This is a genomic window from Streptomyces sp. NBC_01689 (assembly GCF_036250675.1).
Lineage (GTDB): Bacteria > Actinomycetota > Actinomycetes > Streptomycetales > Streptomycetaceae > Streptomyces.
This window is the reverse complement of the sequence record NZ_CP109592.1, coordinates 2,992,275-3,016,610: the sequence shown is the minus strand read 5'-3', so window position 1 is coordinate 3,016,610 and position 24,336 is coordinate 2,992,275. Positions and strand designations below refer to the sequence as shown.

Sequence of the window (24,336 nt, the reverse complement as noted above, 5' to 3'; positions counted from 1 at the left end):
GTCCGCCTCCGGCCGTGAGGCGGCCGGCCCCGGACCGCCGTCCTCCCGCACCCGCCGGGCGGTGCTCAGCCCTGGGCCAGCTCCGCCACGTGCTGCCACTTCTCCCAGGTCGCCAGGCGCTGCTCGTAGTCCGCCTTGGCGATGCCCAGCGGCGCCGTACCGAAGAAGCAGCGCAGGGGCGGCTCGTCGGAGTCCACGAGTTCCAGCACGGCCGCGGCCGACGCCTGCGGGTCGCCCGGGGTGCCCACGCGAGCGCGGCGCTGTGCCTGGACCTGCTCGTGGTACTCGGCGTACACCGGCAACTGCTGCGACGTGCTCGACGAGGAGCCGGCCCAGTCCGTGGCGAACCCGCCGGGTTCGATCAGGGTGACCTTGATGCCGAACGGCGCCACCTCCTGGGCCAGTGACTGGCTGATCCCTTCGAGCGCCCACTTCGACGCGTGGTAGATGCCCACCAGTGGGAACGCGCTGATCCCGCCGATGGAGGAGACCTGCAGGATGTGGCCGCCGCCCTGCTCGCGCAGGAACGGCAGGGCCGCCTGCGTGACCCACAGGGCCCCGAACAGGTTCGTCTCCAGCTGGGCGCGTGCCTCCGCCTCGGTGATCTCCTCGACCATTCCGAAGTGCCCGTACCCGGCGTTGTTGACCACCACGTCGAGGCGTCCGAACCGCTCGTGCGCCTGGCGCACCGCGGCGAAGTCGGCGTCCCGGTCCGTGACGTCGAGCCGCAGCGGCAGGAACCGCTCGCCGTGGGCCGCGGCGAGATCGTCCAGGGTGGAGAGGTCGCGGGCCGTCGCGGCCACCGAGTCCCCGCGCTCGAGTGCCGCGATCGCCCATTCCCGGCCGAAGCCCCGTGAGGCACCGGTGATGAACCAGGTCTTCTGCGTCATGGTGTGCTCCTCGTGAAACCCGGCGCCCGCTCCGTCGGGACGCCGAAGTGTTTTCCGCGCCAGCGAACACCTTGGAGTGCGCTCCATGGCAACTCCGGCCGCGGCCTACGGTCGCGGAACGTGCCGTCCCCCGCGGACGGGGATCACACGCTCTTCAGCAGCAGCCTCCGGCACTCCGCCACGTCGAAGTCGGCCTCGGGATACCGCGGATCCAGCGCTTCGAGGTGTTCCAGGAGCAGCGTGCCGACCGCCCAGTTCCGGTACCACTTGCGGTCGGCGGGCACCATGAACCAGGGCGAGCGGGGAGTGGAGCAGCGTTCGAGGGCGCTCTCGTACGCCGTGCGGTACTCGGGCCACAGCGCGCGGTCCTCGATGTCGCCGGTGCTGAACTTCCAGTGCTTGGCCGGATCGTCGAGGCGGCGCAGCAGGCGGCGGCGCTGCTCGTCGTGGGAGAGGTGCAGAAAGCACTTCACGACGGTGACGCCGTCGTCGGCGAGAGACTCCTCGAAGCGGTTGATCTCCCGGTAGCGGCGGGCGATCTCCTTGTGCGGAGCCAGTCCCCGGACGCGGGCGGCGAGGACGTCCTCGTAGTGGGAACGGTCGAAGACGCCGATCTCGCCCGCTTCGGGCAGGGCCCGCCTGATCCGCCACAGGAAGGAGTGCTTGCGCTCCTCGTGGGTCGGCGCCTTGAAGGCGCGGATGCGGCAGCCCGCCGGATCGAACATCCCGGCGACGTGCTTCACGGTGCCGCCCTTGCCGCTGGTGTCCATGCCCTGCAGGATCAGCAGCACCCGCCGCCGGTCTCCCGCGGTGCCTGCCGCCCACAGGCGTTCCTGCAGGCCGGCGAGGCCCGCGCGCATGTCCGCGATGGCGGCCAGACCCGCGGCCTTGCCGTCCTCCCAGGCGGGGGTGGACCGGGTGTCGTACGAGGTCAGGTCGACGGCGTCGCCGTCCGGGAGCCGCAGGAGAGTACGGAGACGGGCGGGCTCCCGGCCCTTGTGGTTCTTCGGGCCGCCACCCTGTGTGCCGTCCTTCTCGCTCACCGCGCACCCCTTCCGGCCGTGTCCCTCTCGATGGTGCGTCGGGACCCGGGGCCCCGCTACTCGCGGCCGGGTTCCGGGGGCGCGCCCGCACGGCGGCCGACCGGTCGCGCGCATCCGGCGCGCGGTCCGGTGGCTGGTGCGGAACGGCATCCGTCATCCAACTCGGCTCAGGGAAGGGGAAGTCGGCACGAGCGGGTCGCCTGGAAGCGGTGGCGGACGGCCGGCGGCGGCCGCCGCCGGTGCGCCCGCCCGGGCGGGTCGCCAGGGGGCGGCGCGGACCGGGTCCGGGTCCCGGCGGGCGCTCCTCAAGTGTGCGAAGGCGCAGCTGAATTAGGTGCGCCGGGCGGGCCCGGTTCCCGGGCGGGAGTCACCCGTTCGCTCGGTTTGACTTCCATGTCCCGTATGTCTAGGTTAGATGGAGATCGAACGAGATAAGCGCCTTTCACCTGGTATGAGGCGGACAATTTCATCTCCAGATCGACGGCCGGACGGTCGCCGAATTGTTCGACGGACGGGTGCTCAGCCGCAGGGACCTGCTGACGCGGGAGCCTCGGTGGGCCGATGTCACGCCTGTCGCGCGTGAGTCGACGACGGCAACTCCCGTTCATTCCATGGCCGATATACCGGGCCCTTATCGCGGACGCGGTCAGCGCCTCTCCGGCGTCGGCGTCATCGCGGTCACCAGGACACGGACCCGTCAACGCCCCCTGGAAGGGAAAGCACCATGCGGGTAAGCAAAGTAACGATCTTCAGGCTCCTCGCCGGTCTGTTCGCCACGCTGGCCCTGGCCATCGGTGGAGCCGGCATCGCGAGTGCAGCGACCCCCGCCAGTCACACCCAAGCAGTGGCATCCGACTTCAGCTACGGCGGCCACGGTGGCGGCGGCTGGGGCGGCGGCCATGGAGGCGGCGGCTGGGGCGGCGGCTACGGCGGCTACGGCGGCGGCGGCTGGGGCGGCGGCTGGGGTGGCGGCGGCTGGGGCGGCGGCCACGGCGGCTGGGGCGGCGGTGGCTGGGGCGGTGGCTGCTGACACCTGAGAGACAACGCACCGGGAGCCGGAGTCGGCGACGACTCCGGCTCCTTCATGTGCTCATGCGTCCGCCGGTCCGCGGCTCCCGACAGAGCGTCCGCGGCTCCCGACGGGGAGTCATTCCTCCAGGGGTTCGTCCGGATCCTCGTGAAGTCCGGGATTCGGAGCCGGAGTTGACGTCGAAGGTGAGGCCGGTTCCGGTGACGGCGATGGTTCCGGTGACGGCGGTGGCGTCTCCGGTGAGGTCCCGGACTGGGTCTGGGCCCGTTCCAGGAAGCGCAGCAGTTCGACGGGGAAGGGCAGGACGAGGGTGGAGTTCTTCTCCGCGGCGACCGCCACCACCGTCTGCAGCAGCCTCAGCTGCAGCGCGGCCGGCTGCTCGGACATCACCCCGGCGGCCTCCGCCAGCTTCTTCGACGCCTGGAGTTCCGCGTCCGCGTTGATGATCCGCGCCCGCCGCTCACGGTCGGCCTCGGCCTGCCGGGCCATCGACCGCTTCATCGTCTCCGGCAGTGATACGTCCTTGATCTCCACCCGGTCGATCTGCACGCCCCATCCCATGGCCGGACTGTCGATCATCAGCTCCAGGCCCTGGTTGAGCTTCTCCCGGTTGGAGAGCAGGTCGTCCAGGTCGCTCTTGCCGATGATCGAACGGAGCGAGGTCTGCGCCATCTGGGAGACCGCGAAGCGGTAGTCCTCGACCTGGATGACCGCGTCGGCCGCGTCCACCACCTTGAAGTAGATGACCGCGTCCACCCGCACCGTGACGTTGTCCCGGGTGATGCCGTCCTGCGCGGGCACCGGCATCGTGACGATCTGCATGTTGACCTTGCGCAGCCTGTCCACGCCCGGGACGACCATCGTGAACCCCGGCGGGCGCACACCGCCCCGGAGCCGTCCGAGGCGGAGGACCACTCCGCGTTCGTACTGCTTGACGACCCGGGCCGCCGCCGCGACGTACACCACACCCGCGGAACCGACCGCCACCCCGGCCACCAGGAACTCCTCGAGCATGACGACCCCCTTTCGAGTCGCCGGCTGGGCCTGGGCGCACCAAGCCCGATACCCGAATTTTACGCCGGTGGGGCCGGGGAGCGATCACGCCCGCGCATGCCGCCTGACCCGTACCGGCGCGGACGGCGGCGACAGCGCCCCGCGCCTCGGACGGAGCCGGGAGCTACGCCTCCACGAGCCCCTTGGCGTCCCGTGCGAGGGCGGTGAGCCGCGAGATGGCGCGGAAGTACTTCTTGCGGTAACCGCCGTTCAGCATCTCCTCGCTGAAGAGCGTGTCGAAGGGCTTGCCGGAGGCGAGGACGGGCACCTCGCGGTCGTAGAGCCGGTCCGCGAGCACGACCAGTCGCAGCGCCGTCGACTGGTCCTTCACCGGCTGGACGTCCGTGAGGCAGACGGCCCGGAGGTCGCCGGTGAGGGCGCCGTAGCGGCTGGGGTGCACGCGCGCGAGGTGGTCGAGCAGATGCGGGAAGTCGTCGAGGGACGCGCCGACGGTGGCGTACGCGGCCTTCGTGACCTGCTCGTCGGTGAAGGGCGCCGGCGCCTCGGGCAGGCCCCGGTGCCGGTAGTCCTCGCCGTCGATGCGCAGCGGCCGGAAGTGTGCGGACAGTCCCTGGATCTCCCGCAGGAAGTCGGCCGCGGCGAACCGGCCCTCGCCGAGCTTGCCCGGGAGGGTGTTCGAGGTGGCCGCGAGCGCGACCCCGGCCTCGACCAGCTTGCCGAGCAGCGTGGAGACCAGGACGGTGTCGCCCGGATCGTCGAGCTCGAACTCGTCGATGCACAGGAGCCGGTGGCCGGAGAGGGTCTGCACGGTCTTCTGGAAGCCGAGCGCGCCGACCAGGTTCGTCAGCTCCACGAAGGTGCCGAAGGCCTTGAGCGAGGGCTCCGCCGGGGTCGCGTGCCACAGGGAGGCGAGCAGGTGGGTCTTGCCGACCCCGTAGCCGCCGTCGAGGTAGACACCGCGGGGACCGGCGGGGGCCTTCGGCGCCCTGCTCCTGCCGAGGCCGAAGAGACCCCGTTTCGTCCCTCCCACGGCGTGTGCCCCGCCGAGCCCGGCCGCGAACTCCGAAAGGACGCGGACGGCCTCGGTCTGGCTCGGCTGGTTCGGGTCCGGGAGGTACGTCGCGAAGCGCACCGAGTCGAAGCGCGGCGGCGGCACCATTTCGGCGACGAGCCGGTCCGCGGGCACGTGCGGCTCGCGGGCGCACAGGGACAGAGGGGCTGCTTCGGGTATCGGATCGATCCCGGAGGCGGCGGTGGAGGACGACACGGTCACCCACTCTAAGCGCCGTGCCACACTGCACGTCATGCGACGCCTGTTCCCTGTGACCTACGAAACAGCAGCCCAGGGCCCGGCCGGGGCCGCTGTTGTCCCTGGTGAGCGCGGTGCGCCCGGTGTGCGCGGGGCTGATGTGACGGACCGCGAGTGGGGACTCCCGGAACTCGCGGAGGCGTACGCCTACCCGGACGCCGGGGACGACGGCGTCCGCGCCCCCTGGCTGCGGGCCAACATGGTCTCCACGCTCGACGGCGCGGCCCAGCACGAGGGGAAGTCGCAGGGCATCTCCAGCGCCGCCGACATGCGGGTCTTCGGGGTGCTGAGGGCGCTCGCGGACGTCGTGGTCGTCGGTGCGGAGACAGTACGCCAGGAGGGTTACCGGCCGGCCCGTGCGCGGGCCGAGTTCGCCGCTTCGCGGGAGGCGTCCGGGCAGGGTCCCGCGCCCGCGATCGCCGTCGTCACCGCGGGCCTGGAGCTGGACTTCTCGCTTCCGCTCTTCACCGCGCCCCTGGTGCCCACGCTGATCCTGACGGGGGCCGGGGCGGCCGCGGACCGGGTGGCGGCCGCGGCGAAGGCGGGCGCCGAGGTGGTGTTCGCCGGGGAGGGTACCGGGGTCGACCCGAATCGGGCCGTACGGGCCCTCGCCGACCGGGGGCTGACCCGGCTGCTCACGGAGGGCGGCCCGCGGCTGCTGGGCCAGATCGTGGCGGCCGGGGCACTGGACGAGCTCTGCCTGACGATGTCCCCGACCCTCACCGCCGGCGGTGCGCAGCGGATCGCCGGCGGACCTCCGACGGAGGTTCCGACGCGCTTCGAACTGGTGTCCTTGCTGGAAGAGGCCGGGTTCCTGTTCTCCCGATACCGTCGATCCTGACAAGTCGTCGGAAGATCCAGTTCCGTTCATCTTCCGCTGGGCACACTAAAACTCGCAGACCCCGTGCGATCACGGGGCAGGATGGTTTCCGCAGGGGGCCAGTGAGTCCCACGGAGGAGAAGGGCGTCTGTCGTGTTCACAAGCGTTTTGATGATCGAGAAGGCCCTGACGTCCGCCGATGTCGAGTTCGTCACCACCTTGCACGGTGATGAAGCGGTCACCTTCCATGTGCTGCTCCAGCCGCGGGGCGACCAGGCCGACCGGCTGCTGCGCGCCATCGACGACGTGGCGATGGGCGAGCTGGACGAAGCGGCCCACGAACGCGAGACCCCCGAGGGCGAGGAGGCGGCCGGCCAGGGTCAGCAGGCGCTGGAGGTGTCCCTGGTGGCACTGCGCGCCACCGGCAGCGAGGCCGAGGGCCGGCTCATCGAGGACCACCCGCTGGACGCCCTGAAGGGGCTGGTCGACGAGATCGACGCCGACGAGGTCATCGTGCTGACCGACCCGCACTACGTGGAGGAGTTCTTCCACCGCGACTGGGCCTCGCGCGCCCGTCACAAGGTCGGTGTGCCGGTGCTGAAACTGTTCTCGCACAGCAAGGCATAGGCTGGGCCCCCACCGGCGTACCGCGCCGGACGCACCGCGGCGCCGGTCGGACGACCCGTCGCACCACTTCTTGTCGCACCACCTGGGGAGAGACACGCATGGCACCCGGCCTTCCTACCGCCATGGACCGACCGCACTTCATCGGGATCGGCGGAGCCGGGATGTCGGGCATCGCCAAGATCCTGGCGCAGCGCGGGGCGAAGGTGGCGGGCAGCGACGCGAAGGAGTCGGCCACCGCCGAGGCCCTGCGCGCGCTGGGCGCGACGGTGCACATCGGGCACGCCGCGGACCACCTGGCCTCCGACGCCACCTGCGTGGTCGTCTCCTCCGCGATCCGCGCCGACAACCCCGAGCTGGCCCGCGCCGCCGAGCTGGGCATCCCGGTGGTCCACCGTTCCGACGCCCTCGCCCGGCTGATGGACGGCCTGCGTCCGATCGCGGTCGCCGGCACCCACGGCAAGACCACGACGACGTCGATGCTCGCGGTGTCGCTCTCGGAGCTGGGGCTGCGGCCCTCGTACGCGATCGGCGGTGACCTGGACGCCCCGGGCTCCAACGCGCTGCACGGCGTGGGCGAGATCTTCGTCGCCGAGGCCGACGAGTCGGACCGCAGCTTCCACAAGTACGCGCCCGAGGTGGCGATCGTCCTCAACGTGGAGCTGGACCACCACGCCAACTACGCCTCCATGGACGAGATCTACGAGTCCTTCGAGACGTTCGCGGGCCGGATCGTCCCCGGCGGCACCCTGGTGGTCTCGGCGGACAACGAGGGCGCGCGCGAGCTGGTGCGGCGGCTGCCGGCCGGGGTGCGCGTGGTGACGTACGGCGACTCGGCGGACGCGGACGTCCGTGTCCTGTCCGTCGTCCCGCACGGCCTGAAGAGCGAGGTGACGGTGGACCTCGACGGCACCGAGCTCACCTTCACCGTCTCCGTCCCCGGCCGCCACTACGCGCACAACGCGGTGGCCGCGCTGGCCGCGGGCGTCGCGCTGGGCGTCCCGGCGGCCGAGCTGGCCCCCGCGCTCGCCGCCTACACCGGCGTGAAGCGACGCCTGCAGCTCAAGGGCGAGGCGGCGGGTGTGCAGGTCGTCGACTCCTACGCGCACCACCCGACGGAGATGACGGCGGACCTGGAGGCGATGCGCGCGAGCGTCTCCGGCCGCATCCTGGTCCTGTTCCAGCCGCACCTGTTCTCCCGCACCCAGGAACTGGCCAAGGAGATGGGCGAGGCCCTGTCGCTGGCGGACGCCTCCGTGGTCCTCGACATCTACCCGGCCCGCGAGGACCCGATCCCGGGCGTCACCAGCGAGCTGATCGTCGAGGCGGCGCGGGCGGCGGGCGCGGACGTGACACCCGTCCACGACAAGACGGAGGCCCCGTCGGTCGTCGCGGGAATGGCGGGGCCCGGTGATCTCGTTCTCACCATGGGCGCGGGTGACGTGACCGATCTCGGACCCGGGATCCTGGCCCGCCTGTCGAAGTAGTCACAGCGTTGGTAAGGGGTTGAGCTTCATGTCGTACGACATCGAAAAGCCGGACGAGCAGTGGCGCGCGGAGCTGACCCCGGCCGAGTACACCGTGCTGCGCCGCGCGGGCACGGAACCGGCGTTCACCGGGGAGTACACCGACACCAAGACCAAGGGCGTGTACTCCTGTCGCGCCTGCGGTGCCGAGCTGTTCACCTCGGGCGAGAAGTTCGAGTCGCACTGCGGCTGGCCGTCCTTCTACGACCCGAAGGACTCCGAGTCGGTCGAGCTGATCGAGGACCGCTCGCACGGGATGGTGCGCACCGAGGTGCGCTGCTCCCGCTGCGGATCGCACCTCGGGCACGTCTTCGAGGGTGAGGGGTACGCGACCCCCACCGACCAGCGGTACTGCATCAACAGCATCTCGCTGCGGCTGACGGAGGACGAGGGCTGAGTCAGGGGCTCCGCGCCGCCCGCCGTCCGGGCGGGCGTGCGCGCCGGGGGCCGGTTCAGCCGGCCGCCGGCAGCTCCACGCGGAACGCGGCCGGCGGGGTCCGCGGCAGGGCCCTGCGCGGCTCGTAGATCCCCGCCACCCGGCGCGCCACGAGGGCCTCCGCGTCGAAGGTGCCGTCCAGACCGGTGGCGTCCGGGGGGAGCTCGACGACCACGACGGTCTGCGTCCGCTGCGGTACGAGCGGTGCGCCGTCCTGGGCCTGGAAGGTCCAGCCGAAGCCCGCCGGGCCCTCGTCGACGCCCGTGACGACGGGCAGACGGTCGACGCGGCTGACACTGCCGGAGCGCGTGTGCCGGACGCCCAGCCGCAGGAGCCCGGTCAGCATGGGCCGGAACTCCGAGCTGAAACCCCGCGTCGCGTGGGAATCGGTGAAGGCCAGATGCGGGCGCAGCAGCATGAGGGGCGGCTGCGGGTGCAGCAGAATCCGTACCCGGACCGTCTCGTAGCGGCGTCCCGCGGGCAGCTCGCGCAGCATGAAGGTGAACTTGAGCAGTTCGAGCCGCCGGTGCCCGGAGCCGGCCCGGCGGGCCGCCATCGCGGGGAAGTCGGCCGCGCTGACGCGGTAGTTGTCCACCTTCAGCAGCAGCACCCCGCCCTCCTGCACGAAGCGGCTGCGGTCGCCGAGCAGCGGCTCGCTGACGAACAGGTCCCGTGCGGCGACCGCCGGGCCGTCGGCGAGGAGCCCCGCGGCCCCGGACGACTCCGGGGACCCGCGGCTCCCGTCGGACCGGGAGGGCTCGGACGGCCGCTCGGACGGGGGCGGCTCGGACGGTGGCGGCTCGGACGGTGGCGGCTCGGACGGTGGCGGCTCGGACGGAGCGCTCTCCTCGCGCAGGAACCGCAGCCACGGCGGGGAGTCCGCCCCCGTGGGGCCCGTGGGGCCCGTGGGGCCGGTGGAACTTGTGGAGCGCTCTTCGGGCACCGTGCTCACCCCAGTCCGTACAGCAGGAACGGCGACCATTCGTGCGGCCGGTGTCCTTCGGCGGCCAGTTCCCGCTGCGCCCGGCACAGGGCGAGCGCGGGCGGGCATCCACCGGCCGCGAGATGGCGGTGGAACCCGTAGGAGACCTCGAAGCCGGCCGTCTCCTCCACCTCGCACAGGGTGAGGACGAGCGTCGTCGGCCCGGCCGCGAGGAAGGACCGGGACAGTCCGGTCACGCTGTCCGCGCCGACCCGCCCGGCGCCGGTCCGGCACGCGGACAGCACCGCGACGTCCCCCGGGACCCGCAGGTCCAGGACGTCCCGGGCCCGCAGTCTGCCGTCGTGCCCGCCGGTCGCGGCGAGCGCCACGAAGGAGTCGAGGGCGGCGTCGTCCAGGACCACCGCGTGGGTCCCGAAGTGCACGACGGAAGGCGTCGGGCCATGACCGTCGAGCGCGGTGACGGCCGCCGCCCCGCCGGAGCGCACCTCGGCCCGCGGATACAGGTCCGCGATGGCGGGGAAGCGACGCCGGGTCCAGCTCAGCGGCCCGAAGGCGCTACCGCCGCCGGGCGGGTCCGGCAGCGGCTCGGGGTCGACCAGCGCGAGCAGTCCCGGCGACGGCCGCGGCCCGCACGTCCGTCGCGCGTGCAGTGCCGGGAGCAGGGCCAGCGCGGGGAGCAGCGCCACCGGGTGCCGCTCCACCAGGTGACGTCCGTCCGCCGTCCGCAACGCCGGGAACGGCACCCGCAGGAGGTCCCCGTGCGCCACCACCGTCACCGTCTCGTCGGGGGAGGACGGCAGCAGGGAGACGGGCAGGGGGTCCCACAGCAGTGCGCCGAGGCCGCGGAGCACCTCGTCCAGTTCACGGACGGACCGGTCGTCGACCGCGCCCGGCGCGAGGGCGAGGTAGCGCGCCGTGAGCGCTCCGAGCCCCGCGGCGGACAGCGGCCCGAGGGCGTGCAGGGTGCCGTCAGGACGGGCGACCCAGATCAGCAGGAGGTCGCCGTGCACGGCGTACTCGACGACCGTGCGGCCGTGGTCGGCCAGTACCGACCGCAGCGTGGCGCGGGTCAGCCGCGGCGCCGCGGACGCCCCGGCCCGCGACGGCCACCGCGCGCCGGACGCGCCGAGCAGGTCGGCGAAGGCACGGGCCCGGCCGGCCTCGGACGCGACCAGGGCGTCCTCGTGCGCGCCCTGGTCGAAGAGGTACCGGGTGAGGGCGGCGTAGAACGGGCGGCTCGCGTCGACGGCGTCGATCCGGGCGGTGTCCTCCGCCAGCCGGGACCGCCAGGCCTCCACGAACCCGGGCAGGACGCGGGCACCGGCGCGCAGCTCCTCCGCGTACTCCGGGCCGTACCCGCGGGCCGCCGCCGTCAGCACCCGGCGCACCTCCACGGCCGCGAGGAGACAGTCCAGCAGGCCTTCGTAGTCGCCGAGTTCGAGGGCGCACAGGGCCTGGTAGGGGGTCATGAAGACCAGGCTCGTCAGATCGGACACGACCATGCCCGACCAGGCGTCCGGGCGGCTCGCGGACGCCGCGTACAGCGCGGCCGCGCGAGCCAGCAGGGGCCGTGCCTCGGCGTACCGGCGCTCCAGGACCAGCGACTGGGCCAGCGACCGCAGCTCCGCACGGTCGTCGGTGGGGACCGGGGAGGCGCCGGGGACGCCGGTACCTCCCGTGGCCGCGGGTCCGGTCGTGGGGGAGGGGCCGGCCGGGGCGACGGGACCGGCCGGGGCGCCCGGCGCGGCGCGGTTCGACGGGGCGGTGTCCGCGCCCGCGATGTCCGACGGTGCGATGCGGCTCGACGGGGCGGTGTCCGTGCCCGCGGTGTCCAACGCTGCGATGCGGTTCGACGGGGTGGTGTCCGTGCCCGCGGTGTCCGACGGTGCGGCGGGGTCCGACGGGGCGGTGACGGAGCCCGCGGTGCTCGACGGTGCGGCGGGGCCCGTGCCGGAGGCCGCGGTGGTCGGTGCGCGGTCCGGCGGGGTGCGGCTTCCGGTGACGGTCGCCGTGTACCGGCGCGGCCGCGGCCACCCCGCCCTCGGGTTCGCCCACAGCCGTACGGTCCCGGTCACTGTGTCGCCGTGCAGCCGGAACTCGGCGGTGCCCGCGTCGGCCTCGCGGGGCAGCAGCAGGCGCGGCACGGGGTCCGGACCGGGCCACGCCCCGGCCTCCGGCCACATCATCCAGTGCGGCAGCACACCGTCCTGGTGTTCGGGGCCGACCCGGACACCGACCGCGCCGGGCGTGTACCGCACCTCCCCGTCGCCGGCCCCCGCCACGATCCAGAACGGTGCCCCGGGCCGGGCCTCGCCCTCCGCGGCGAGGGCGAACACCTCTCCCAGGACCAGCGTGCCGGGGAGTTCCGGCAGCGCCGTCCCGTCCAGCTCCGGCCGGATCAGGACCGCGTACGACACCTCGTGCCCGGCCGGCCCGGTCCCGTACGGCGTCACCACAGGTCGTAGGGACGGTCGCCGTCGAGCGTGTCGGCGAGCGACGAGGCGGAAGGGGTGTCCGGGCTCTCCCCGTCCGCGCGGGCGGGGCCGCTGTCGCCGCCCGGCACGAAGAGCCAGCCGTGGGCCTCGAAGAGCTTCACCCGGAGCAGATGACGGACGAAGGAGTCGCCGGGAATGCCGTGATGGCCGTGGCGCAGGACGTCCTGGTAGATCCGGTCGGCGGCCACCAGGACCAGGTCCGCCCCGGGATTGCGGCGCAGCGCGTCCCGGACCGGTCCGGCGTCGCACATCCGGAACGCCTCCACGACCGCGTCCCCCACGTAGCCGTGGTCCGCCCGGTAGATCACACCCTCGTGCAGGGCCATCCGCAGTCTGATCCGGGTTCCCGCGTCCCGCAGGCCGTTCACGCCGCCCAGTCCGGCCGTCACCGCCCGCAGGAACGAGGCGATAAGACGGGGCTCGTCCACCTTGCCGCCGGTCGGCAGCAGCGCGAGGCCGCCGTCCCCCTGCGGCTGCGTCTCGTACTCGCCGGGCGACAGTCCCGCTCGGGCACAGGCGCCGTCGACGAGCGCCCGCAGCCGGCGCTGCACGTCGAACTGCGCCTCCTGACCGAGCCCGCTGTACCCCTCCACGTCGTACGCCACGCACACACGGCGGTTCCCCGGCGCTTCCAACCCCACTGCCCCCCAGGTCCGGTGGTGGAGCCACGGTAGCCCAACGCTACGCGCGCACAGGGGAGTTGGTGAAGTCACGGCTGCCGGTACGCGGTGCCCGGGCGACGGGGCCGGGCCGCTGCCGGGCCGTTGCCGGTGCCGGGCCGTTGTCAGTGGTGCGTCCTACTGTGGTGGCGCCGGAGATCCACGACGAGAGACAGGAAGTTCTCATGACGAACCTGCCCGATCGGCCGCACACCGCACTGCTCGTCATCGACGTCCAGAACGGGGCGATGGCGGGCACGCACGGGCGCGACGAGGTGATCGCGAACATCAACACGCTGGTGGACCGGGCCCGGGCGGAGGACGTGCCGGTGGTCTGGGTGCAGCACGCCGACGACAACCTCGTGCGGGGCAGCGAGAGCTGGCGGTACGTGCCGGAGCTGGTCCGGCGGGACGGGGAGCCCCTCGTCCACAAGACCTACGGCGACTCCTTCGAGAGCACCGAGCTGGAGAAGCTGCTCGCCGAGCGCGGCGTGGGACGGATCGTGGTCACCGGCGCGCAGACCGACGCGTGCATCCGCGCGACGCTGCACGGAGGCCTGGTCCGCGGGTACGACGTGACGCTGGTCGGCGACGCGCACACCACGGAGGACCTCACGGCGTACGGCGCGCCGTCCCCGGACCAGGTGATCGCGCACACCAATCTCTACTGGCGCGAGGAGTGCGCGCCCGGCCGTCGCGGCGGGACGGTCGACACGGCGGAGGTGACGTTCGCGGCGTACTGAGCGGCGGTGTCCGGCGTCCGACCGGCCGTCACCGCCCTTCGCGTGTGGAGGAGGCGATCAACTCGTCGATCAGGGTGATCAACACGTCCCGGCACGACCCCCGCTCCCGTGCGTCGCAGAGCAGCACCGGCGTTCCTTCCGGCAGGGCCAGGGCGTCCCGGATCTCCTCGGGGGTGTACGGATGCCGCCCGTGGAAGCCGTTGACACCCACGACGAACGGGATACCCCGGCGCTCGAAGAAGTCGACGGCGGCGAAGCTGGACTCGGGCCGGCGCACGTCGATGAGGACCACGGCCCCGAGGGCTCCGATCGCGAGGTCGTTCCACATGAACCAGAACCGCTGCTGGCCCGGGGTGCCGAAGAGGTACAGGACCAGTTCGGGGCTGAGGGTGATGCGGCCGAAGTCCAGGGCGACGGTGGTGGCCCGCTTCGCCTCGATCCCGTCGAGGTCGTCGACGTCCAGGCCGGCGGAGGTGAGGGGCTCCTCGGTGCGCAGCGGGGCGATCTCGCTGACCGATCCGACCAGGGTGGTCTTGCCGACGCCGAATCCTCCGGCGACCAGGATCTTGACGGCTTCGGGTGCCCCGGCCGCGCGCGGTGCCCGTGGTGTGCGCGGGGCCGGCCGGGTCTCCGGGGGCCCGGCCGCCTCCGGCGGCTCGGGTGCGTCCGGTGGCTCGGGTGTGTCCGTCGGCTCGGGTGCCGAAGTCCCCCGTGTGGCGGGGTCAGAGCCGGCCAAGGCCGTCCCTCACTTTCTGCAGCAGGTCGAGATCCGGGGTACGGGAGACGAGGCGCGGGGCCTGGACCGTGATCCGGCCCGCCTCCAGCAGATCGCAGAGCAGGATGACGACGACGCTCACCGGCAGGTCGAGCTGGGCGGCGAGTTCCGCCACCACGACCGGCCGGGCGCACAGCCGCACGATCCGCTGGTGCTCGGGCTGCGACCGGGCCGCCCCGTCGGGCTGCGGATCCACGGCGGTCACCGACGTGATGAGGGTGAAGTCGGCGCGGCTGGGCCGGGTTCGGCCCCCGGTCAGCGTGAAGGGCCGCACCAGCCGGCCGGCCGCGTCGCCTTCGCTCACCTCACTCGCCGTTGTCGACGGCTGCGACGCCCGCGCGCGGCGCGGCCCGGAGGTGCTCGCCGATCTTCTTCACCAGCATGTTCATCTGGTAGGCCACCACGCCGACGTCCGCGCCCTTGTTGGTGAGCACGGCGAGATGGGCGCCGGGGCCCGCGGCGGTGAGGATCAGAAAGCTGTCGCGCATCTCGATGAGCGCCTGCCGCACCGGTCCACCGCGGAAGTCCAGGCTGACCCCCTTGCTCAGGCTCATCAGTCCGGACGCGGTCGCCGCCAGCCGCTCGGCGTCGTCGCGGACGAACGCCGTGGACTTGCTGACGACCAGTCCGTCCTCGGACAGCACGACGGCGTGGTTCACGTCGGCCACCCGTTCCACCAGGCCGGTGAGCAGCTGGTCGAGCTGGCTGTGTGTGGCGGGGCTGGGGCGTGTCATTTCTCAGTCCTTCACGAGCGGTCTGCGGGCGGGGTCGACGAGCGGTCTGCGGGCGGGCCCGACGAGTGACCCGCGGGCGGGGGCGACGAGCGGTCCGCGGGCGTGGTCCGGGAGCGTTCCGCGGCGGGGCCCCGCGCACCCGGCCCGTCGGGCGTGTCCTCCTCCTTCCGCGCGTCCTGCTCACCCGGGTCGTAGAGCTCCTCGTCGTCGTGGGCGTCACGGGCGCGGAGGGTGCCGCGCTGGAAGCCGGCGAGCGAGGAGGCCGCCCGTTCCGCGGTGAACTCGGCGAGGTCGGTGAAGTCGGAGAGCCCGTCCGTGTCCTGGCCGCCGTTCGCCGGTCCGGCGTCCTCCCTCAGCTCGGTGGCCAGGCTGGTCTGCGGCACCCGGCGCGGCAGCGGGGTGAGGCCGTCCCGCCGCGCGGCGGGACGGGAGGCGGCGGACCGGGAGGCGGCCGGATCGGCCGTGCGGGCGCGGGCGGCAGGCCGTGCCTCTCCGGTGCGTTCGTGTGCCGGCCGGGCCTCGGCCGCGGCGGTGTCAGGACCCGTCCCGGCCGTGGCCTGCCCGGGTGCGTCGGCGTTCATGGGGTCGGCGTCCATGGGGTCGGTGTCCATGGGGTCGGTGTCCGGGGCGGACGGGCCGGGTGTCTCGCACACCACGATCTCGTGCGGGATCAGCACGATCGCGGTGGTCCCGCCGTACGGGGACGACCGCAGGGTGACGGTGATGCCGTGCCGGGTGGCGAGGCGGGCGATCACGAACATGCCGAGCCGCAGGTCGTCGGCGAGCGCCACGACGTCGAACTGCGGAGACACCGCCAGCTGGGAGTTGAAGGCCGCGTAGTCCTCCTCGGACAGGCCCAGTCCCCGGTCCTCGATCTCCACCGCCAGCCCCTTGGCCACCATCGCGGCCCGCACGCCGACCGGACTGGGCGCGGGGGAGTAGGCGGTGGCGTTGTCGATGAGCTCGGCCAGCAGGTGGATGACGTCCGCGACGGCGGGCGGGGTGAGGCAGACCTCGTCGTCGGCGTGCACCTCGACCCGCTGGTACTGGGCGACCTCACCGACGGCGCTGCGCAGGATGTCGATCAGCGCGACCGGTTCGGTCCAGCTGCGCCGGGGCTGCTCCCCGCTGATGATGACCAGGTTCTCCTCGTAGCGGCGCAACTGGCTCGCCGTGGAGTCGAGTTCGTACAGTCCCTTGAGGATCCGCGGGTCCTGGTGCTCGCGTTCCATCGCGTCGAGTCTGCTGAGCTGCAGGTTGACCAGGTTCTGGCTCTGCCGGGCGATGCCCAGGATCACCTTCTGGAAACCCCGTCTGGTGTCGGCGAGTTCCACCGCGGTATGCACCGCCGTGCGCTGCGCGGTGTTGAAGGCCTGTGCCACCTGGCCGAGTTCGTCCCCGCCGTAGTCCAGCGGCGGGGTGGCGAGGTCCACGTCCACCTTCTCGCCCCGGTCCAGCCGGGAGACCACGTCGGGCAGCCGCTCCTCGGCCAGGCTGAGTGTGGCCAGCCGTAGACCGCGCAGCCGCCGGGAGAGCGAGCGCGTGATGCGCCACGACATCACGACGCACAGCAGCAGGGCGACGAGTCCGCCCGCGCTCAGCGCCGCGGCCTTGACCAGCAGCCCGTCCGCCTTGTCGGCGCTGCGGTCGAGCAGTCCCGCGGTCTGCTGCCGGATCAGGTCCGAGTACTGGCCGGAGATCCTGGCGAGGGCGGCGTTCCAGCGCCGGCCCGCGTCCGGCAGCCGGACCGTGCGGGCCACCGTGCCGTGGGCCGTCCGGGACGCGATCACCTGGTCCTCGACGTCCTCCAGCGTCTTGAAGTCCGGGCTCTGCAGGATCCGTTCGACCCGCGACTTCACGGTGCCGTCCAGCGAGGAGAGGACCTGGCCCCGGAAGACCCAGCGCCGTACGTCGACGAGCTGGGCGAACCGCGTCCAGGCCTTCTCGTCGAGCTTCCCCGAGGGCCAGGCCAGCGCGAGTTCGGCGTCCTCCTGGGCGACCAGCTCCGCGGCGCTGCCCAGTGTGATCAGCGGGCCGGCCTGGGAGGTGAGGTCGCCGTCGTCGACCTGGGAGAGCTCCTGGAAGGCGTTGATCTGGCCATCGATGATCGCGGTGTACTGGTCCAGCGCCTGCTGGGCGGTGATGTCGGTGGGGTGGTCCACCTGACCCCGGTAGTACTCCAGGCTGCCCACCGACGCGAGGACCGAGTAGAGCCGGTCGCCGATCCGGGCGGGCGCGCTCTTGATGTCGTCGGAGCGGCGCACCAGTTTCGCGACGGCCGCGTCCGTCGTCCGGCGCTGCCGGTCCAGCGCGGTCCGCGAACCGTGCGGAGAGGCCAGCCACGCCGCCGACAGGCTGCGCTCCTGCTGCAGTGCGAGCGTCGCCTCGGTACCCATCGCACCGGTGGACCTGCTCAGTTCGGTCTGGGCCCGCAGCCGCAGCCCCTCCGAGAAGATCTGCGTGGTCGTCACGCCCCACATGGCGGCGAGGGTGACGCTGGGCACCAGCGCCAGCAGGATCAGGGAGAGACGTATGGAGCCGAGACGGCGCCGGGCACCTGTCCGTGGAGACATCGTCGTCCTAGTGCGATCAGCGGGGGAGGAGCGGTTCGGCGGACGGGCGGTGGGTGACCGCGTGTCCGGTGGGGCACCGGGGGTGCGCAGGATGCTATCCGTACAAGTGCCCGTACGCACCGTGAGTGTCCGAAAAGCTTGGGGCCCGCGGCGTCGCCCACGGGGCCGCGGACGAGCCGCGGGACCGGCTCAACGGGTGCCGTCGGCGGCGAACTCGGCGACCGAGGCGACGTTCTCCTTGGTGACGAACGCCGGTCCGGTGAGCACCGGTGCCGTTCCACCGCCACTGAAGTTGCCGTTGGAGCGGTAGAGCCAGAGCGAGTCGACGGCGAGATAGCCCTGCAGATAGGGCTGTTGGTCCACCGCGAACTGCACGTCCCCGCGCTGCACCGCCTTCACCAGGCTGCTGTTGAGGTCGAAGGTGGCGACCGCGGCCCTGCTGCCCGCCTCCTTCACCGACTTCACCGCCCCGAGCGCGAACTGCGCGCCCATCGCCACGACTTCGTCGATGCTCGGGTCCTGCCGCAGTCTGGCGGTGACGGAGGCGGTGACCGCTTTCATGTCGGTGCCGTCGACATAGAGCAGGTCGGTGTCGCCGGCGAAGGCCTTCTTCACCCCGGCGCAGCGCGCCTCCAGGGCGACGTTGCCCTGCTCGTGGATGACGCACAGGGCGTGCTTGGCCTTGAGCTCGTCCAGCTTGTCGCCCAGTGCCCGGCCCGCGACGCTCTCGTCCTGCCCGAAATACTCCAGCAGACCTTCGGACCGCCAGGCGTCGATACCGGAGTTGAGGCCGACCACCGGTATGCCCGCGGCCTTGGCCGCGGTGACGGCGCCCTTCATCGCCTCCGGCTTGGCCAGGGTCACCGCGATGCCGTCGACCCGGTCGCGGACGGCGTCCCGCACCAGGCTCGCCTGTCCCGCAGCGTCGGAGTCGCTCGCGTAGGTGAGGTCGATGTCGTCCTTGGCGGCCGCCGCCTGCGCGCCCTTCTGGACCAGCTCCCAGAAGGCGTCCCCGTTCGCGCCGTGGGTGATCAGAGCGACCTTGAGGTGACCGGCGCCCGCCCTGCCCGCCGCCGAGGTGGTCCCGCCCGAGTCCGGTCCGCCGGAGCACCCGGAGAGAAGCAGGGCGCCGGCGACGGCGAGGACGAGGACCGTGCCGTGCGTGGATCCGGGGGAGTGGGGAGGTGTGGGGGACGTGTTCATGGGAGTGCGGCACCTCGCTGTGCGGCCCGGCAGCAGGACGGGGGGAGAGGCAAGTCGGCGCGGTCGCCGGGCTGTTGTGCACCGACCGTCGGACTCGTTGGGCCGGAGCCAATCGTGTGTGACGCGCGGCCGTCAAGTGAGCGGTGATGAGCGGTGAGTGCGCACGGTCGACTCCCGGCCTTCGGTGGATCGCGGATCGTCACCGTCTTGACAGGTGACGCCCTCTCTGTGACGATCGGACGAGAGGACCGGGACGAGGAGGACGGGATGACGAGGACGAGTGACGAGCAGGGTCCGGACGCGGCCGAGGCGGCGGTCCGGCGGGCTCGGTTCGGCGCGCTTCCGGAGCGGATCCGGCTGGAGGACACGGTCGAGGAACGGCCGGCCACGGCGCCGGACCCGGCGAGGGACGCCTACAGCGAGGACGAGTGGCTCGTCCGTACGTGTCTGTGAGGCCGTGCGGCTGTGGGGCCGCGGGTCCGTACATGTGCTGCGAGGCCGTGACGCCCGCGGGTCCGTACGTGTCTGTGAGGCCTTGAGGTCGTGAGCCCGTGAGCCCGTGGGCACGTGCGGCCGTGGGTCCGTACGGCCGTGTGCCCGACGCGGACCGGCCGCCCCCCGGCCGCCGCGATCCCGACCGCCACCCGTCGGAACGGACGGGGGCGGTGCGGGTGTCCCGCGCTGTGCGCCGCCGCGCGGTGCACAGCGCGGTTGCCGGGCGGACGCCCGTGCCGCGCGCGGTGTACGGGGTTAGGCCTTCGTCGGCGTGGTCTGCCGCTGTCGGCGCCCGCGCAGCAGACGCCTGCGCGGTTCCTGGTCGGGAAGCCAGCCGAAGGCCATGCAGCTGCCGACCGCGCCGAGGAGCAGGCCGACGAAGAAGCCGCCGAGGTTGGACGTGAGCCAGGTGCCGAGCGAGAGAAGGATCCCGAGCACCGAGTAGAACAGGCGCTGCGAGGGGTTGAAGAGGATCAGCAGTCCGCACAGGAGCATGACCGTCGGCAGCAGATAGCCCGCGAGGCCCTGCATGCCGATGTGCATGACGACCTTGAGGGACGCCTTCTCGGTCAGGAGGATCTCCGCCCCGCCCAGGGTGAGCAGCAGCCCGCCCCAGAAGGGGCGGCGCGCACGCCACCGCCGGAATTCCGCCCTCGGATCCCGGAGCCGGGACATCAGCAACCCGTGCCGCTGAAGCGGAGCTTGAGGCCCGGCAGCTTGAACACCGCAGCGGTGGTCGCGTAGTTGGTCTGCCGCAGGTTGCCGATGTGGACGGTGTCGGCCTGCTGGCTGAAGACACCCTTGTTCCCCTGGACGCCGGCCTTGTCGAGGGTGCTCGCGTCGTTGCCGATCTCGATGTTCCCGAAGGAAGCGTCGCCCGACAGCTCGGTCGAGTCGGTGGTCAGGTTCGTCGCCTGCACCTTGTCCGAGCCGCCGCCCGCGGTGATGACCAGGTTGGTGCCGCCCAGGTCGACGCTCTGGCACAGCTTGGTGAGCGTCGCGCTCTTGATGGCGGAGGTGACGACCAGGACCTGGCCGCCGGTGTCACCGGCGTTCGGGCTGTCCTCGGCCATGTTGTCGAGGTTCCCGAACTGCTCGAAGCCGGTGCCGTTCAGCTCCGTCGCCGTCACGACGAACGGCATGCCGGAGATGGCGAACTGCACGCCCAGGGCGCCCTGGGCGGTGAGGATCATCAGTCCCGCGGCGATCGCGGTGGCGGGCACCGCCATCACCGCGGCGCGACGCAGACGGACCCGCCCGCGTCGGTCGGAACCGCTTTCGGGGTTCACGGGGGTGGGACCGGTGGACGCCGTGGCGTCCGAGGACGAGGCCATGTTCTGCTCCCTGGACATAGTCAACGCAGGTGCGGCTTGAGCGGCACGTGTCCTGGCGCGGACAGGGCTGCGGCGCACGCCTCCTCGCGACTCCCGGCGATCGCAAGGGCTTTCTCGTTACGCAGCAGTAGCCTTCCTGGAAGTTACCGGGGGTTACATTCGCGGGTCAAGGGACTTGTGGCAAGCGGATGTCGATTGTGTGGCATCTGTGTGCACGGCATCGCACGGGCAGCCCGCTGACCACCAACTTCCCTACGGCGTATTGACGTTGACAGTCCATCAGGTCTACAACTCAGCCTTGTTCCCGATGGATCCGTGGCGCCGGGTCCATCTGCACGGCGCATGTCACCCTCCCGGACCCCGCCCCCTGTGGCGGGGCGTGCGTGACACCTCCGAACGACCCGTGCGCATCCTCGTCACCGTCGTCACCCCCTCCACGGCACCGACACGGCCGCCTTCCTCTCTCGGGGCCGTGCCGGGCAGCCCGTCGCCGCTGCCGGTCCGTCGCGTACGGAGAAGACGTCACGGACCGGCAGCGGCCGCCGGCTCCGGCCCACCGGGACGGCCAGGACCATGCCCCCCCGGTGAACCGGGACCGCACCTCTCTCCTGAACCAGGCCCCGCACCCCCGTCAGATCAGAAAGAGGCACCCCCATGCGTACGCGATCCCTGTTCGCCCTCGTCGGTGTCGCCGCGGCCCTCTCGGTCTCCGCGATCTCCCCCGCCTCCGCGGACGACACCCCGGTGCTCACCGCGGGCGGCGCGGCCGTCGCCCCCGGCGACGTGCTCACGGCCTCGCTGGCGAGCGGCACCAAAGCCACCCTCTACTCCAGCAGCACCGGCACGAGCGGCGTCTCCTGCGCCGCGTCGGCCTTCACGGCGACCGCCACCGACAACCCGACGGCTCCCGGCACCGCCACCGAGTCGCTCACCGCCCACACCTTCGGAAGTTGCACCAGCAACGTGATCGGTGTGCTCGGTGTCACCAGCATCACGGTCAACAACCTGCCGTACACCACCACGGTCGCCTCCGACGGCACGGTCTTCGTCACCCCGCCCACCGGCTCGGCCGTCCAGACCACCGTCGTGCTGCGGACCCTGCTCGGCAGCATCACCTGTGTCTACCAGGCGCCCGGCCTGACCGGCACCGCGAGCAACACCGACAACAGCATCACCTTCACCAACCAGCAGTTCGCGAAGGCATCGGGCTCGTCCCTGTGCTTCAGCAACGGCTACTTCACCGCCAAGTACGCCCCCGTCACCGACACCACCCAGTCCGGCAGCCCGGTCGTCACCGTCAACTGACCGGCCACCGGACCGTACTTCACCGGGCCGCACGTCACCGTCGGCGCCGCAGCGTGAACGCGACGCCGACGGTGAGCAGCAGCGCCGCGGCTCCCCCCGCCCCCGCGACGAGCGGGAGCGAACCGCTGCCCCCGGACGAGCTGTCGGCGGCGGGGGCGAGGTCGTCGGGCGCGGACGCCCGCGAGGCGGAGGGGGTGGCCACCGCGGACGGCGTCGGTGACGGCGCGGCCGCGGACTTCGTCGGCGTGGCCTTCGCGGCCGCGCGGGCGGGCGCGGTCGTCCGCGCCGCCGGTGCCTTGGTCGGTGCCGTCCGGCCGCCGCCGCCCGCGCCACGGGCGGCGGCCGGGAAGACCACGTCCGAGCACGAGTAGTACGTGTCCGCCGTGCTCGTGTTCTGCCAGATCGTGTACAGCATCTGACGGCCCGTACGGTCGGACGGCAGGGTGGCCCTGATCCGGTACGCGCCGTTCACCAGCGCCGGGTCGGTGGCCGTGGCGAACGGCTTCGTCGGCAGGTCGGACCAGGTCAGGGGCTTGGACGGGTCGTAACCCGGCTTGCTCAGATACAGCTTGAAGGTCCCGGTGTGCGGGATCGTCGAGCTGTAGGAGAGGGTGAAGGACGCGCCCGGCCTCAGCCGGGTCGAGGGCCAGTCGGCGCGGGCGAGGTCGAGCCCCTTGTAGGCGGGCAGGTTCCCGCTGCACAGCTTCCCGTCGGGGATCACCTGCCGGTCCCTGCCGCCGACCCCGGCGACCCGGAGGTTGTCCCACGCGGTGAAGGGCGCGCCGTTCGCCGCGATCGCGGCCCTGCAGGCCGCGGTGCGGTTGTCGGCGCCGCCCTCGGGGGAGCAGGCCACCACCCGGCTGACCGGATCCGTGGGCGCTCCGTGCGCCTGGGCCGGTCCCGCGGCCCACGTCAGCAGGAGCAGCGGGGCCGCCGCGGCGACAGCGGCCGCGGTGGCGGTGCGGGTTGCGGTCATCCGGTGGGTCTCCTCGACGGCTGGGATGCGGGTACGGCCGTACCGCGTCTCACGGCGCCGGCCACAGCGCCGGACGGCGTGACGGCCGCGGGGGCGCGCTGCACGGTGGAGTACGGGGACGCGCGGCGGTGTGTTCAGATCCGGGACGCCGGGGCGCCGACGTGCCCTCGCGGCTCGGCCGGTACCGCGGACGCGGCCGGTACGGTGAGCCGCATGTCCGACCCCACCGATGCCACCGCACCCCTCACCCCCGCCGACGCGCCCGTGATCCTCGGTGACGTACCGGGCTCGTTCCCGTGGAGCGTGCTGACCGAACGGCACCCGGCGCTGATCCGGAAGGTGCGGGACGCCTTCCCGTACGGCCCCGAGCGGCAGCGCGCGCTCGACGCGCTGCTGAAGAGCTCCGCCGGGGGAGTCGTCGAACCGCTCGGCCCCGAAGCCCGGGACCGGCAGCGGTGGGAGGAGTGGGGCGGCCCCGAGTACTACGGCCGGCCCTGGCTCGACCTGCCCTTCCTCTGGTCCGAGAGCTACTTCTACCGCCGGCTCCTCGACGCCGTCGGCTACTTCGGCCCCGGCCCCTGGCAGGGCGTGGACCCCTTCCGGCCGTTCAAGCTCGCCGAACTCGACACTCCCGAGGCCGACGCGGAACTCGCCGCACTGGACGAGCTCGCCGGCCGGCCCGCCGCGGAACAGGAGGAGGCGCTGCTGCTGGGTTCGCTGTGGGGCAACCGCGCGGACCTCGGTTTCCGGCTCGGCGCCGGGGACGACGGGGCGGCCACCGACTCCCAACTGGTCGTGAACGACGGGGAGATGCTGCGCTCCCTGTTCGCGGGCGGCACTCTCTGCGTGGTCGCGGACAACTCCGGCCGGGAACTCGTTCCCGATCTGCTGCTCATCGACCACCTCCTGCGCGGTCGGCGCGTCGAGCGGGCCGTCCTGCACGTGAAGCCGTACCCGTACTTCGTCTCGGACGCCACGACCGCCGACGTGCTCGACGCCCTGCGCCGCCTGAAGGCCGCGCCCGGGAAGGCCGGGGCGTCGGGCCACCGCCTCTGGTCGGCGATGACCGACGGCCGTCTCACGGTCCGCGCCCACCCGTTCTCCTGCGCCCCGCTGCCCTGGGCCGACATGCCCGGCGATCTGCGCCGGGAGTTCGCCGAGGCCGACGTCACCCTCATGAAGGGCGACCTGAACTACCGCCGCCTCGTGGGCGACCGGCACTATCCGGCCACCACCCCGTTCGCGCGGACGACCGCCTGCTTCCCCGGCCCGGTCGCGGCCCTGCGCACCCTCAAGTCCGATGTCGTCGTGGGCCTCGACCCCCGCACCGAGGCCGCGCTCGACGCCGCCGGGCGCGGCAGCTGGCGTACCGGCGGGACCCACGCGCTGATCCAGGTGCGGCGCTGAGA

Annotated in this window: 24 protein-coding genes; 9 read left to right on the top strand and 15 right to left on the bottom strand. The window is 72.7% G+C overall.

Annotation, left to right across the window (positions count from 1 at the left end; genetic code table 11):
- Positions 1-65: 65 nt before the first annotated feature.
- Positions 66-890 carry an SDR family oxidoreductase gene (locus OG776_RS12760; protein WP_148013225.1) on the bottom strand — a complete coding sequence of 275 codons (825 nt, stop codon included), beginning with the start codon at positions 888-890 and terminating at the stop codon, positions 66-68.
- 143 nt (positions 891-1,033) lie between these two features.
- Positions 1,034-1,933 carry a PPK2 family polyphosphate kinase gene (locus OG776_RS12755; protein ID WP_410093334.1) on the bottom strand — a complete coding sequence of 300 codons (900 nt, stop codon included), beginning with the start codon at positions 1,931-1,933 and terminating at the stop codon, positions 1,034-1,036.
- 724 nt (positions 1,934-2,657) lie between these two features.
- Between OG776_RS12755 and OG776_RS12750 the strand changes: the two genes are divergently transcribed.
- Positions 2,658-2,963, top strand: a complete 306-nt coding sequence (locus OG776_RS12750; protein WP_329320697.1) for a hypothetical protein — start codon at positions 2,658-2,660, stop codon at positions 2,961-2,963.
- Between the two features lie 117 nt (positions 2,964-3,080).
- Here the strand turns inward: OG776_RS12750 and OG776_RS12745 are convergent, their stop codons facing one another.
- Both OG776_RS12745 and zapE read right to left on the bottom strand, forming a co-directional pair.
- Positions 3,081-3,977 (bottom strand): slipin family protein, encoded by an 897-nt coding sequence (locus OG776_RS12745; protein WP_148013224.1) that lies wholly within the window; start codon positions 3,975-3,977, stop codon positions 3,081-3,083.
- A gap of 163 nt (positions 3,978-4,140) precedes the next feature.
- Complete coding sequence (gene zapE, locus OG776_RS12740) at positions 4,141-5,244, bottom strand: cell division protein ZapE (protein ID WP_148013223.1); 1,104 nt, start codon at positions 5,242-5,244, stop codon at positions 4,141-4,143.
- A gap of 37 nt (positions 5,245-5,281) precedes the next feature.
- Here zapE and OG776_RS12735 point away from each other — a divergent pair, with 37 nt between their 5' ends.
- The 4 genes from OG776_RS12735 (at position 5,282) to msrB (ending at position 8,653) form a co-directional block, all read left to right on the top strand.
- The gene (locus tag OG776_RS12735; protein ID WP_148013222.1) at positions 5,282-6,127 is read left to right on the top strand and encodes a pyrimidine reductase family protein; all 846 of its coding nucleotides are present in this window, start codon (positions 5,282-5,284) and stop codon (positions 6,125-6,127) included.
- 132 nt (positions 6,128-6,259) lie between these two features.
- Complete coding sequence (locus tag OG776_RS12730) at positions 6,260-6,733, top strand: indole-3-glycerol phosphate synthase (RefSeq protein WP_148013221.1); 474 nt, start codon at positions 6,260-6,262, stop codon at positions 6,731-6,733.
- Positions 6,734-6,831: 98 nt separating this feature from the next.
- Complete coding sequence (gene murC / locus OG776_RS12725) at positions 6,832-8,217, top strand: UDP-N-acetylmuramate--L-alanine ligase (protein WP_148013220.1); 1,386 nt, start codon at positions 6,832-6,834, stop codon at positions 8,215-8,217.
- A 28-nt stretch (positions 8,218-8,245) separates the two neighbouring features.
- Positions 8,246-8,653: a peptide-methionine (R)-S-oxide reductase MsrB gene (msrB, locus tag OG776_RS12720; protein ID WP_148013219.1), complete on the top strand. Its 408-nt coding sequence runs from the start codon at positions 8,246-8,248 to the stop codon at positions 8,651-8,653.
- Positions 8,654-8,708: 55 nt separating this feature from the next.
- On the opposite strand, the gene OG776_RS12715 is transcribed toward msrB, so the two are convergent.
- The 3 genes from OG776_RS12715 to OG776_RS12705 are packed head-to-tail and all read right to left on the bottom strand — an operon-like array spanning position 8,709 to position 12,735.
- Positions 8,709-9,635 (bottom strand): hypothetical protein, encoded by a 927-nt coding sequence (locus OG776_RS12715; protein ID WP_187285957.1) that lies wholly within the window; start codon positions 9,633-9,635, stop codon positions 8,709-8,711.
- A gap of 5 nt (positions 9,636-9,640) precedes the next feature.
- A complete protein-coding gene (locus OG776_RS12710; protein ID WP_329320692.1) occupies positions 9,641-12,091 on the bottom strand; it encodes a CHAT domain-containing protein in 2,451 nt (816 codons plus the stop codon).
- Positions 12,085-12,735, bottom strand: coding sequence for a hypothetical protein (locus OG776_RS12705; protein WP_329320690.1), 651 nt, complete (start codon positions 12,733-12,735; stop codon positions 12,085-12,087). The genes OG776_RS12710 and OG776_RS12705 overlap by 7 nt, the downstream gene beginning before the upstream one ends.
- A gap of 239 nt (positions 12,736-12,974) precedes the next feature.
- Between OG776_RS12705 and OG776_RS12700 the strand changes: the two genes are divergently transcribed.
- A complete protein-coding gene (locus OG776_RS12700) occupies positions 12,975-13,532 on the top strand; it encodes a cysteine hydrolase family protein (protein WP_148013215.1) in 558 nt (185 codons plus the stop codon).
- A gap of 28 nt (positions 13,533-13,560) precedes the next feature.
- On the opposite strand, the gene OG776_RS12695 is transcribed toward OG776_RS12700, so the two are convergent.
- The 5 genes from OG776_RS12695 to OG776_RS12675 form a co-directional block, all read right to left on the bottom strand.
- Positions 13,561-14,097 (bottom strand): GTP-binding protein, encoded by a 537-nt coding sequence (locus OG776_RS12695; RefSeq protein WP_148013316.1) that lies wholly within the window; start codon positions 14,095-14,097, stop codon positions 13,561-13,563.
- Between the two features lie 157 nt (positions 14,098-14,254).
- On the bottom strand, positions 14,255-14,611 hold the full coding sequence (locus tag OG776_RS12690) for a DUF742 domain-containing protein (RefSeq protein ID WP_148013214.1): 357 nt from the start codon (positions 14,609-14,611) through the stop codon (positions 14,255-14,257).
- 1 nt (position 14,612) lies between these two features.
- Complete coding sequence (locus OG776_RS12685) at positions 14,613-15,041, bottom strand: roadblock/LC7 domain-containing protein (RefSeq protein ID WP_148013213.1); 429 nt, start codon at positions 15,039-15,041, stop codon at positions 14,613-14,615.
- Between the two features lie 11 nt (positions 15,042-15,052).
- Positions 15,053-17,614 (bottom strand): sensor histidine kinase, encoded by a 2,562-nt coding sequence (locus OG776_RS12680; protein WP_329320687.1) that lies wholly within the window; start codon positions 17,612-17,614, stop codon positions 15,053-15,055.
- A 189-nt stretch (positions 17,615-17,803) separates the two neighbouring features.
- Positions 17,804-18,817, bottom strand: a complete 1,014-nt coding sequence (locus OG776_RS12675; RefSeq protein WP_148013211.1) for a substrate-binding domain-containing protein — start codon at positions 18,815-18,817, stop codon at positions 17,804-17,806.
- 267 nt (positions 18,818-19,084) lie between these two features.
- On the opposite strand from OG776_RS12675, the gene OG776_RS12670 reads away from it, so the two are divergent.
- The gene (locus tag OG776_RS12670) at positions 19,085-19,270 is read left to right on the top strand and encodes a hypothetical protein (protein ID WP_148013210.1); all 186 of its coding nucleotides are present in this window, start codon (positions 19,085-19,087) and stop codon (positions 19,268-19,270) included.
- A gap of 297 nt (positions 19,271-19,567) precedes the next feature.
- Here the strand turns inward: OG776_RS12670 and OG776_RS12665 are convergent, their stop codons facing one another.
- Positions 19,568-19,987, bottom strand: coding sequence for a DUF6114 domain-containing protein (locus tag OG776_RS12665; protein WP_148013209.1), 420 nt, complete (start codon positions 19,985-19,987; stop codon positions 19,568-19,570).
- The gene (locus tag OG776_RS12660) at positions 19,987-20,646 is read right to left on the bottom strand and encodes a DUF6230 family protein (RefSeq protein WP_148013208.1); all 660 of its coding nucleotides are present in this window, start codon (positions 20,644-20,646) and stop codon (positions 19,987-19,989) included. Before OG776_RS12660 ends, OG776_RS12665 begins: the two co-directional genes overlap by 1 nt.
- Positions 20,647-21,300: 654 nt before the next feature.
- On the opposite strand from OG776_RS12660, the gene OG776_RS12655 reads away from it, so the two are divergent.
- Complete coding sequence (locus OG776_RS12655; RefSeq protein WP_329320683.1) at positions 21,301-21,951, top strand: Tat pathway signal sequence domain protein; 651 nt, start codon at positions 21,301-21,303, stop codon at positions 21,949-21,951.
- A 34-nt stretch (positions 21,952-21,985) separates the two neighbouring features.
- Here OG776_RS12655 and OG776_RS12650 read toward each other — a convergent pair whose 3' ends face one another.
- Positions 21,986-22,927 carry a lytic polysaccharide monooxygenase gene (locus tag OG776_RS12650; protein ID WP_329320681.1) on the bottom strand — a complete coding sequence of 314 codons (942 nt, stop codon included), beginning with the start codon at positions 22,925-22,927 and terminating at the stop codon, positions 21,986-21,988.
- A gap of 213 nt (positions 22,928-23,140) precedes the next feature.
- Between OG776_RS12650 and OG776_RS12645 the strand changes: the two genes are divergently transcribed.
- Positions 23,141-24,334 (top strand): damage-control phosphatase ARMT1 family protein, encoded by a 1,194-nt coding sequence (locus OG776_RS12645; RefSeq protein WP_329320679.1) that lies wholly within the window; start codon positions 23,141-23,143, stop codon positions 24,332-24,334.
- Positions 24,335-24,336 lie beyond the last annotated feature (2 nt).